This window comes from Micromonospora sp. NPDC049580, assembly GCF_040675595.1.
Lineage (GTDB): Bacteria > Actinomycetota > Actinomycetes > Mycobacteriales > Micromonosporaceae > Micromonospora.
The window spans coordinates 1-8,538 of record NZ_JBFAPG010000275.1 but is presented as its reverse complement, the minus strand read 5'-3'; the positions used below and the strand labels follow the sequence as shown (position 1 = coordinate 8,538).

Annotated in this window: 10 protein-coding genes; 7 read left to right on the top strand and 3 right to left on the bottom strand. The window is 74.2% G+C overall.

All coding sequences use genetic code 11. The annotated features are described in order from the left end of the window. Positions 1–632: superoxide dismutase (locus AB0J68_RS20840; RefSeq protein WP_363940024.1), on the top strand; the 632-nt coding region annotated here is incomplete at its 5' end. A gap of 56 nt (positions 633–688) precedes the next feature. Here the strand turns inward: AB0J68_RS20840 and AB0J68_RS20835 are convergent. Continuing rightward, positions 689–1,126 carry a VOC family protein gene (locus tag AB0J68_RS20835; protein WP_355066127.1) on the bottom strand — a complete coding sequence of 146 codons (438 nt, stop codon included), beginning with the start codon at positions 1,124–1,126 and terminating at the stop codon, positions 689–691. 150 nt (positions 1,127–1,276) lie between these two features. On the opposite strand from AB0J68_RS20835, the gene AB0J68_RS20830 reads away from it, so the two are divergent. Further along, on the top strand, positions 1,277–2,170 hold the full coding sequence (locus tag AB0J68_RS20830) for a septum formation family protein (RefSeq protein ID WP_363940022.1): 894 nt from the start codon (positions 1,277–1,279) through the stop codon (positions 2,168–2,170). A 13-nt stretch (positions 2,171–2,183) separates the two neighbouring features. Here AB0J68_RS20830 and AB0J68_RS20825 read toward each other — a convergent pair whose 3' ends face one another. Further along, positions 2,184–3,203, bottom strand: coding sequence for a hypothetical protein (locus AB0J68_RS20825; protein ID WP_363940021.1), 1,020 nt, complete (start codon positions 3,201–3,203; stop codon positions 2,184–2,186). 125 nt (positions 3,204–3,328) lie between these two features. Between AB0J68_RS20825 and AB0J68_RS20820 the strand changes: the two genes are divergently transcribed. The 5 genes from AB0J68_RS20820 (at position 3,329) to AB0J68_RS20800 (ending at position 7,699) form a co-directional block, all read left to right on the top strand. Next, a complete protein-coding gene (locus tag AB0J68_RS20820; protein ID WP_363940019.1) occupies positions 3,329–3,724 on the top strand; it encodes a VOC family protein in 396 nt (131 codons plus the stop codon). Between the two features lie 118 nt (positions 3,725–3,842). Then, a complete protein-coding gene (locus AB0J68_RS20815) occupies positions 3,843–5,021 on the top strand; it encodes an ATP-binding protein (protein WP_363940017.1) in 1,179 nt (392 codons plus the stop codon). Between the two features lie 97 nt (positions 5,022–5,118). After that, entirely contained in the window at positions 5,119–6,228 is a 1,110-nt protein-coding gene (locus AB0J68_RS20810) for a hypothetical protein (RefSeq protein WP_354858816.1), read from the top strand. Further along, positions 6,201–6,914, top strand: coding sequence for a response regulator transcription factor (locus AB0J68_RS20805; protein WP_354858750.1), 714 nt, complete (start codon positions 6,201–6,203; stop codon positions 6,912–6,914). The genes AB0J68_RS20810 and AB0J68_RS20805 overlap by 28 nt, the downstream gene beginning before the upstream one ends. A gap of 71 nt (positions 6,915–6,985) precedes the next feature. After that, the gene (locus AB0J68_RS20800) at positions 6,986–7,699 is read left to right on the top strand and encodes a hypothetical protein (protein WP_355066117.1); all 714 of its coding nucleotides are present in this window, start codon (positions 6,986–6,988) and stop codon (positions 7,697–7,699) included. A gap of 31 nt (positions 7,700–7,730) precedes the next feature. Here the strand turns inward: AB0J68_RS20800 and AB0J68_RS20795 are convergent, their stop codons facing one another. Further along, positions 7,731–8,483, bottom strand: coding sequence for a lysophospholipid acyltransferase family protein (locus tag AB0J68_RS20795; protein ID WP_354858746.1), 753 nt, complete (start codon positions 8,481–8,483; stop codon positions 7,731–7,733). Positions 8,484–8,538: the final 55 nt, after the last annotated feature.

Here is an 8,538-nt window from a genome sequence, read left to right as displayed (position 1 = left end):
GCACGGCCGGCGACGCTCGCGTGCTCGACACCCGCACGGGCGAAGTGCTGGCGCGCTACCAGTTCGCCACCGCCCCGACATTCGTCAACGACGTCGTCCTGACCCGCGACGCCGCGTACGTCACCGACTCCAACCGGCCGGTGCTCTACCGGCTGCCACTCGGTCGCGGTGGCGCGCTGCCGCCTGCCGACGGCTTCACGACCATCGCGCTGACCGGCGCATACGAGCAGGTCGGCACCGGCGTGAACCTCAACGGCATCGCCACCACACCGGACGGCAGGGCGCTGATCGTCGTCCAGTCCAACACGGGAACACTGTTCCGGGTCGACCCGGTGACCGGTGCGACCACCGTCGTGGCCGTGCCCGGCTACACCTTCACCAACGGTGACGGCCTGCTGCTGCTCGGCCGCACCCTCTACGTCGTGCAGAACAGCCTCAACCAGATCGCGGTGGTCACGCTGAACCGCGCCGGCACCGCCGGAACCGTCACCGGCACGATCACCGACCCGAACTTCGACGTGCCCACCACAGTTGCCAAGGCCCTCGGCCGGCTGTACCTGCCCAACGCCCGCTTCACCACGCCACCGACCCCGACCACGCCGTACACGGCCGTCGCGGTCCGCGCCCGCTGAGAAGCCCGAGGGGTACGCGCACCGCGCGTGCCCCTCGGCCGGGGATCACGACGACGTCAGGCGGCCGCTGCGGCGGCGACGCAGAACTCGTTGCCCTCCGGATCGGCCATCACCACGTGGTGCCGGTCGGCCTCCTCCAGGACACTTCCGCCGGCCCGCACGAGGCGAGCGGCCTCCGCCGTGATCCGCGCCCACCGCTCGTCGGGGGTGCCGTGACCGGGCACCCGGATGTCGATGTGCAGCCGGTTCTTCGCCGTCTTGGGCTCGGGGACGTTGAGGATGGACAGGCGGGGGCCGGTGCCGTCGGGGTCGCACAGCCACGCGCCGTCGTCGGCAACGTCGTCCTCCGGCGGATCGAACTGCGCGAGCCACTCGGCGCGGGTCGTGAAGGGTGGCGGTGGCGGCTCGTCGATGTAGCCCAGGGCCGTCTTCCAGAACGCGGCGAGTATCGGGGCGGCGGTGGAGTCGAGCGTCAGGTCAATGCTGGCTGCCATGGCGCGACCGTACGGTAGCCCTCCGACCATCCGACCGGGTTGCGGGCGTCTTCCACGGGTAGCACCGGGTCCGGCCGGAAGCGGGTGCCGACCCGTCGCACCGGTGCCATATGCTGCGCGCGTCCACACGGGGGCCACGGGGAGAAACACATGCGACGGTACGGCAGGGCAGCGCTCGCGGCTGCGTTCCTCACGGTGGCGCTGGCGGGCTGCGGCACGCCGGCCGGCACGGACGGTGACCTGTCCGACGACTGGCGACCGATGGCGGCGGCGCAGCAGTTCACTCCGAAGGCCGGCGAGTGCCACGTCATCCCCGAGGCGAGCTCGTACCTGAGCAGCTACTCCCCCGTCGACTGCGCGAAGACCCACCTGGTCGAGACGTTCCACGTCGGCACCTTCACCGGCGCCCTGGCCGCGCGCAGCACCCCACCCACGGTGGAGTCGGCGGCCATGCGTGGCGTCTTCGCCGACTGCGACACCCGGGCCAAGGAGTTCGTCGGCGGGGACTGGCGCACCGCGCGGCTCTCCGTCCAGGTCGCGCCGACCTCGCCGGACGGCTGGGCGGGTGGCAGCCGCTCCTACCGGTGCGACATCTTCGAGCTGGACGAGGTGGACGGCGCCAACGGCGACTCCGACCGGGCCATCCACCGGTCCGGGACGCTGCGCAACGCGGTCGGCAGCCGTTCGCCGCTGACGTACGGCTGCATGAACGAGGACGAGTGGGGCCGACTGCGGCCGGCCGCCTGCACGGCCGGGCACCAGTACGAGTTCGTCGGCGTCTGGACCGCCCCGGATCGCTCCTACGCCGACGCCGTGCGCGACGAGGACGCGGTCCACCCCGCATGCCGTACGCTGGTCGCCCGCTACGCCAAGGTGCCCGTCGACGCCAACCTGCGCTACCGCGCCGGCACCGCGTACCGCTTCCCCTCGCAGGAGCTGTGGGCGCGCGGCGACCGGGGCGTGCGCTGCTACTTCTGGTCCGGCGGCGCCGCCGTGAAGCGGTCGATCGCCGGCGGCGGCACGAAGGCGCTGCCGGTGGGCTGAGTCCGGCGCGCGCTCAGACCGGTCCCAACAGCGCCGCCAACGCCGCGTCACCCTGCCCGAGTTGCGTCCCACCGGGTGGTGCCACGACCAGGAAGCGCCGGCAGGCGTCGAGTTCGACGTACCACTCGGGCCCACCGCCATCCAGGGACCGGAGCACCGCGAAGCGGGACGCCGGGGTGGCACAGTCGGCCGCCGGCCGGGTGGTGGCCAGCGCCCGGAGCGCCGTCGCCTGCCGCTCGGGCGGCAGCGGCCCGCCGTACACGAAGTCACCGGCCGGTTTGCCGCCGCCCCGCTCGGACGGGGGCACCTCGTAGACGCAGAGGCGCAGCGGCCCGGCCTTCGGACTCGCGCCGGGCACGACACGTCCGGGACGTCCGAGGGTGGTCTCCACCCACACCATGTCGGACCACCGCTGCTCGCAGCCGGCGGTCTCGGCCGCCGACGATTCGACCTGCCCGACGGTACGGCTGTCGACAGTGGTCAGGCGCAGCCCGTCCAACGCCGCGCGCACCTCCGGGCGCGGCTTGCCGCAGACGTCCGTCGGCAGGTACGGCCGCAGCCACCGACCCTTGTCGTCGAGCAGCGCCAGCCAGGGCGGGACGAGCATGTCGGCCGTGCAGGCGATGTCCCCCCGACCCCGTTCCTCGTCGGCCAGTCCCAGCGCGGCGACCAGCGGGCCGATGTCGCCGGCGCGGCGCTCGGTGGCCACCTCCTCCCGGCCACCAGCGGCCCCCGGCACGACGTCGCGGCCGCACAGCACTGCAGCGACCGGGGTGAACGCCGGGTCGATCCGTCCGACGCGCGGCTCGACCCCGGCCGGCATCGGCGCCGCGGGCCCGTCCGACCCTGGCGGTACGGGCAGCACGACGCCTGCCTGCGGCGCGACCTGGGCGCAGGAGGTCCACTTCTCGACGATCTCGGCCGGGCCGGGATCGTTCGGCGTGTTGACCGTGCCCGCGCAGCCTGCCATTACCAGCCCGCACAACCCCAGGCCGAGCAGCGCCGCCACCAGTGTCGTTCCGCCCGAGCGCATCCCGCTCACCACCTCTCTACCGCCGGATGAGACGGGCGGCCGTCCGGCGGGGTTCCCGCGTGACGTCGCCGACCATGGGCGACGCCGCCCGCCGGGGCCGGCGCATCCGTCGGCATGATGGCCCGATGGCACATCTGGGACTGGTCGCGGTACTGGTACGCGAGTACGACGAGGCGATCGAGTTCTACGTGGGCGGCCTCGGCTTCGAGCTGGTGGAGGACACGGCCCGCCCGGACGGCTCGCGCTGGGTGGTGGTGCGCCCGGTGGGGGCTCGGGAGACGGCGCTGCTGCTGGCCCGACCGAGCAGCGCCGAGCAGCAGGCGCGGGTGGGCGACCAGACCGGCGGCCGGGTCGGGCTGTTCCTGCACACCGAGGACTTCGCCCGGGACCACGCCCGGATGGTCGCGGCCGGGGTGCGGTTCCTGGAGGAGCCACGGCACGAGGCGTACGGCTCGGTGGCGGTCTTCGTCGATCTGTACGGCAATCGATGGGACCTGATCCAGCCCCGCAGCGCAGAGTGACGATAAGGCGACACCATGCGCACGGTGGGTGAACGCTCACCGTGTGCCATGCTATTCTCCGATGTCGATCTCTGCCGCGCGGACCCGGACCGGGTCGTTGTCGGAAGGACAGCTCCCGATGCCGGCGACTGCCGCCCCGACCGTGCCACCGCCCGTCCTGGACAGCCCGGCCGGCGGGGCGTTGAGTCTCATCTTCACCACATTTCCGGCGCTGCTACGGCTGACGTGCGGGTTGGTCGGCGCCGCGGTGGCGCTGTCGGTGCGTACCCCGCCGGTCGAACCGGCCCTGCTGCTGCCCGGCGTGGCCGCGCTCACCGGCTGGTCGCTCTGGTACGCCGGCCGCGCGGTGCGCCACGGGATCACCCCGGCACTGGTCGCCGGTGACGTCGGGCTCACCGCGCTGGCCTGTCTGCTCATCCCTCGCCTGGTGGCGCCCGAGGTGCTGCCCGGCGAGGGCAGTTGGATCGCGGTGCTCGCCAGCACCACGGTGATCAACGCGCAGGCCACCGCACCGGCCCGCTGGTCCGTCCCGGCCGGGCTGCTGGTCACCGCCACCTACGTGGTGGGCACGCAGGCGGCCGGCAACCCCGCCGAGGCCCGGGCGCACGCCGCCACCCTGCTGGTGCAGACGGCCTGCACGGCGATGATGACGGCGGTGATGCGCCGCCGGATCGGGCGGGCCGACCGGGCGTTCGCCGAGCACCAGCGGTTGACCCGGGAGGCGTTGGTCGCCCGGGCCGCCCGGGAGGCGGAGCGCCAGCAGAATCGGGACCTGCACGACACCGTGCTCGGCACGCTGACCATGGTGGGGCTCGGCGCGGTGGCCGGCCCGTCGGCCGCGTTCCGCGACCGGTGCGCCGCCGACCTGCGTACTCTCGTCGCGTTGACCGACCTCGGCCCGGTGCCCGGCGACGGCCCGGTTCCCCTCGACGGTCGGTTGCGGACGGTGCCCGACCGGCTGCCCGAACTGGCGGTGGGCCTGGAGCTGGCCTCCTGCGCGGTGCCCGCCGGGGTGGCCGACGCGATCACCGAGAGCGCCTACGCGGCACTGTCCAACGTGGTCCGGCACGCGCCGGGCGCGCGGGCCACACTGCGGCTGACCCGCGACGCGGTCTCCGTCGTGGTCGAGGTGGTCGACGACGGCCCCGGCTTCGATCCGGACACCGTCCCCGCGCACCGGTACGGGCTGCGCGAGTCGATCCACGGTCGGATGGCGGCGGTCGGCGGGCGGGCCGAGGTGCGCTCCGCGCCCGGTGCGGGCACCCGGATCCGACTGGAGTGGCCCGGTGTCGGCTGACCTCGGCGCCTCGGCGGAGCGCACCCGCACCCGCGAGGCGCCCATCCCGGGGCCGCCGCCCGGCCCGGCCGACGGGCCCACGCCGCCCGAGCCGGCAGTGCTCGCCGCGCCGGCCGCGGTGGCGCACGCCTCCGACCGGGGTGCCCGGATCGTCGCCGTCGCCATCGCGCTGGCCTGGCATGTCGCGATCGGACTGCCGGCGGTGCTGGCGACGCGGACCCAGTTCACCGCGCCGACGGTGGTGCTCGGCGGTTGGATCCTGGTCGCCGTGACCGGGGCGGTGGCCGGCGTCCGGCTGCTGCGGGGCGCGCCGCTGCCGCCCTGGCCGCTCGCCGGGCTGCTGCTCGCCGTCGACGCGGCCGTCTTCGCCGCGGTCGGCGAACGGCAACTGTTCGCCGCCGCGAACTGGGTGTGGGGCACGCTCGGCTGGTTCTTCGTGCTGGCGCTGTGGGGTCGGCGGGTCAGCGGTCTGGTCGCGCTGCTGACCACGCACGCGTTGATCGCGCTCGCCGCCGTCCTCGCGCACGGCCCCGGCCCGGCCGACCTGGCCCGCTACACCATGTACGTCTACGGCACCTTCTCGCTGCCGGTGGCGGTCTTCGTCGGCAGCGCGGTGATCGTCGGCCTGGCCCGGGACCGGGCCGCCGCGGCTGCCACGCTGCACACGCTCTCCGCCGAGCGGGCGGCCGCCGAGCGGGGCCGGCAGGAACGCCGTGACCGGCTCGCCCTGGTCGGCGCGGCGGCCGGACGGGTGCTCGGCGAACTGGCCGCCGGCGAGATCGCCCCGGACGACCCGGAGGCGCAGCGCCGCTGCGTGCTGGCCGCGGCCCGGCTGCGCCGCCTGATCGCCGAGTCCGACGACGTGCCCGACCCGTTGCTGCACGAGCTGCGGGCCGCCGCCGACCTGGCCGAACGCAACGGGCTGCCGATCGACCTGATCGCCATCGGCACCCCACCGCCGCTGCCGGTCCAGATCCGCCGCCGGCTGGCCGACCCGCTCACCGGCCTGCTCGCCGACGCCCGGGGGTGGGCGCGTCTGACCGTGGTGTCCGGCCCCGGCGAGGTGGTGGTCAGTCTGGTCACGCCGGACCGGGAGGGGCCGGACGCGACCGGCCCTCCGCCCGGGGAGCACGAGGACGGGCCGGTGCAGCACCTCTACGAACGGGACGGGGACATCAGATGGGCGCAGACCCGGTGGTTGGGGTGACCGGTGACCGGCTGGTCGGGGTGTCGATCGTCGACGACCACCCGGTGGTCGTCGAGGGAGTGCGCGCCTGGCTCGCCAGCGAGCCGCGACTGACCGTGCTGGCCACCGGGGACGACCCGGACGAGGTGCTGCGCGCCGCGCCGGACGCCGACGTCGTCCTGCTCGACCTGCGGCTGCACGGCCGGATGGCGCTGGACAAGCTGGCCGAGTTGAGTGCCACCGGGCGACGGGTGGTGGTCTACTCGGAGCACACCGACCCGGAGACGATGCTCGCCGCGCTGGACGCCGGGGCGGTGGCTTTCCTGGCCAAGCACGAGGGCCGGGAGCACTGCGTGGCGACCGTGTTGGCCGCGGCGAGCGACCGCCCGTACGTGCCGCCGGCGCTCGCCGGCGCGATGGTCGGCGACCCGAGGCCGGACCGGCCGATGCTGTCCGACAAGGAGCGAGAGGCGCTGCTGCTCTGGTTCCAGTCGATGTCGAAGGCGTCGGTGGCCCGTCGCATGCAGATCAGCGAGCACACCGTGAAGCAGTATGTGGACCGCGCGCGGATCAAGTACACCCGGGCGGGGCGGCCGGCAGCCACAAAGGCCGCTCTGCTCGCCCGTGCGATCGAGGACGGGCTCGTCCGCCCGGAGGAGATCGGCATCTACCGGTCACAGGCGACGCACGACCGGCCGACCCCCTAACGGGCGTCATGACAGCGGCCGGCGCATCGGCGAGGCTCAACCCACAGCCAGCTGACCGGGAGGTCGTGACGATGCACGCCGACGCGTCCCCCTTTTTCATCGGCCCACACCGGTTCGACGCGCCGGACGACGACGTGGGCCCGACCCTCGACCGGCGTTACGACATGCGCCCGCTGCCCGGCGAGAAGGTGCTCGGCAGACACCGGCTGCTCGTCGCTGGCTACCTGCTCGGGCCGACCGAGACACGACGCGGCTGGCAGCTTCCCGGGCCGGTCTCGGTGACCGTCACCGACCAGCGGATCTGCTGGGTGGGCACCGGCTCGCAGCTGTCCCTGGTCGACGACGACACCCCGCGGTCCCGGCCGGCGGGGCGGCTGACCGGTCTGATGACCGGCCAGATCCGCTGGCAGTGGCCGTCCCGGCTGGAGCTTCCCCGCACCGATCCGGCGCAGCTCATGATCGTCTGCGACGCGTTGCGCACCATCCAGCAGCCGGCGCTGGCCCTCGGCGGGTCACCGGGTGAGATCATCGCGCTGGCCCGGCAGGTGCGCCGGGCGGCGGCCATGTTCCGGCTCACCCGCCCGCAACTCGTGGACCTCTCCGCACAGGAGCGCGACGTTCTGCTGCTGCGGGCCGGCCCCGCGCTGGCCGCCGGGGAAACCCGGATCACCCTGCCCGGCTCGCTGCCGGTGGAGTTCCGCTCCCGCGACGACTACTACCGCTCGGGACCGGAGCCGACCTCCTGGGACGGTTTCGCAGGCGGCGCGGCGTCCGGGCGTTGGTGAAGCCGGTCCGCGCGACCGGTCTTGATCATTCTCAGACGCTCGGGGTGCGCTCCTCGCCGACGGCGTCCAGCGCGGCGGCCTCCTCCGGCGTCGGCGCGGTGCCACCGAGGTGCGCCGGCAGCCACCAGGTGTCCTCCGGGCCGGCCGGCGCGTCCGGGTACTCGCGCTGGGCCCGCTCGACGAGCGCGCTCAGCCGGGTGGTCAGCTCGGCGGCCAGCACGTTCGGGTCCGGGAAGTCCGCCGGGTGGATCGGCTCGCCGATCAGGATGGTGATGGGTGTGTGCCGGCGGGTGAGGGTGCGCGGGCGGCCCTTCGTCCAGAGCCGCTGGGTGCCCCACAGCGCGACCGGCAGCACCGGCACCTTCGCCGAACGGGCCATCCGCACGGTGCCGCTCTTGAGTTCCTTGACCGTGAACGACCGGCTGATCGTGGCCTCCGGGAAGACGCCCACCACCTCGCCGCGCTTGAGCGCGTCGACGGCCGAGCGGAACGAGGCGGCGCCGGCCTGCCGGTCCACCGGGATGTGGCGCATGCCGCGCATCAGCGGGCCGGAGATCCGGTGCGTGAAGACCGACTGCTTGGCCATGAACCGGACGAGCCGACCCGACGCGTTCGCACCCAGCCCGGCGAAGATGAAGTCGAGGTAGCTGACGTGGTTGCTGGCCAACACCGCCCCGCCGGTGCGGGGTACGTGGTGAGCGCCCTCGATGGTGATCTTCAGGTCGAGGACCCGGAACATTGTCTTGGCGGCGGCGATAACGGGCGGGTACACGAGCTCCGGCATCCGCAGAATCTACCCTGCCCGGCTGGGGATCGCCTGGGCGGCGGCCCGGCGGCGA

Bases quoted from the DNA above. Each gene is read 5' to 3' on its own strand.
- AB0J68_RS20835 (WP_355066127.1), bottom strand. From the start codon at position 1,126: ATGGCAGCCAGCATTGACCTGACGCTCGACTCCACCGCCGCCCCGATA.
- AB0J68_RS20830 (WP_363940022.1), top strand. From the start codon at position 1,277: ATGCGACGGTACGGCAGGGCAGCGCTCGCGGCTGCGTTCCTCACGGTG.
- AB0J68_RS20825 (WP_363940021.1), bottom strand. From the start codon at position 3,203: ATGCGCTCGGGCGGAACGACACTGGTGGCGGCGCTGCTCGGCCTGGGG.
- AB0J68_RS20820 (WP_363940019.1), top strand. From the start codon at position 3,329: ATGGCACATCTGGGACTGGTCGCGGTACTGGTACGCGAGTACGACGAG.
- AB0J68_RS20815 (WP_363940017.1), top strand. From the start codon at position 3,843: ATGCCGGCGACTGCCGCCCCGACCGTGCCACCGCCCGTCCTGGACAGC.
- AB0J68_RS20805 (WP_354858750.1), top strand. From the start codon at position 6,201: ATGGGCGCAGACCCGGTGGTTGGGGTGACCGGTGACCGGCTGGTCGGG.
- AB0J68_RS20800 (WP_355066117.1), top strand. From the start codon at position 6,986: ATGCACGCCGACGCGTCCCCCTTTTTCATCGGCCCACACCGGTTCGAC.
- AB0J68_RS20795 (WP_354858746.1), bottom strand. From the start codon at position 8,483: ATGCCGGAGCTCGTGTACCCGCCCGTTATCGCCGCCGCCAAGACAATG.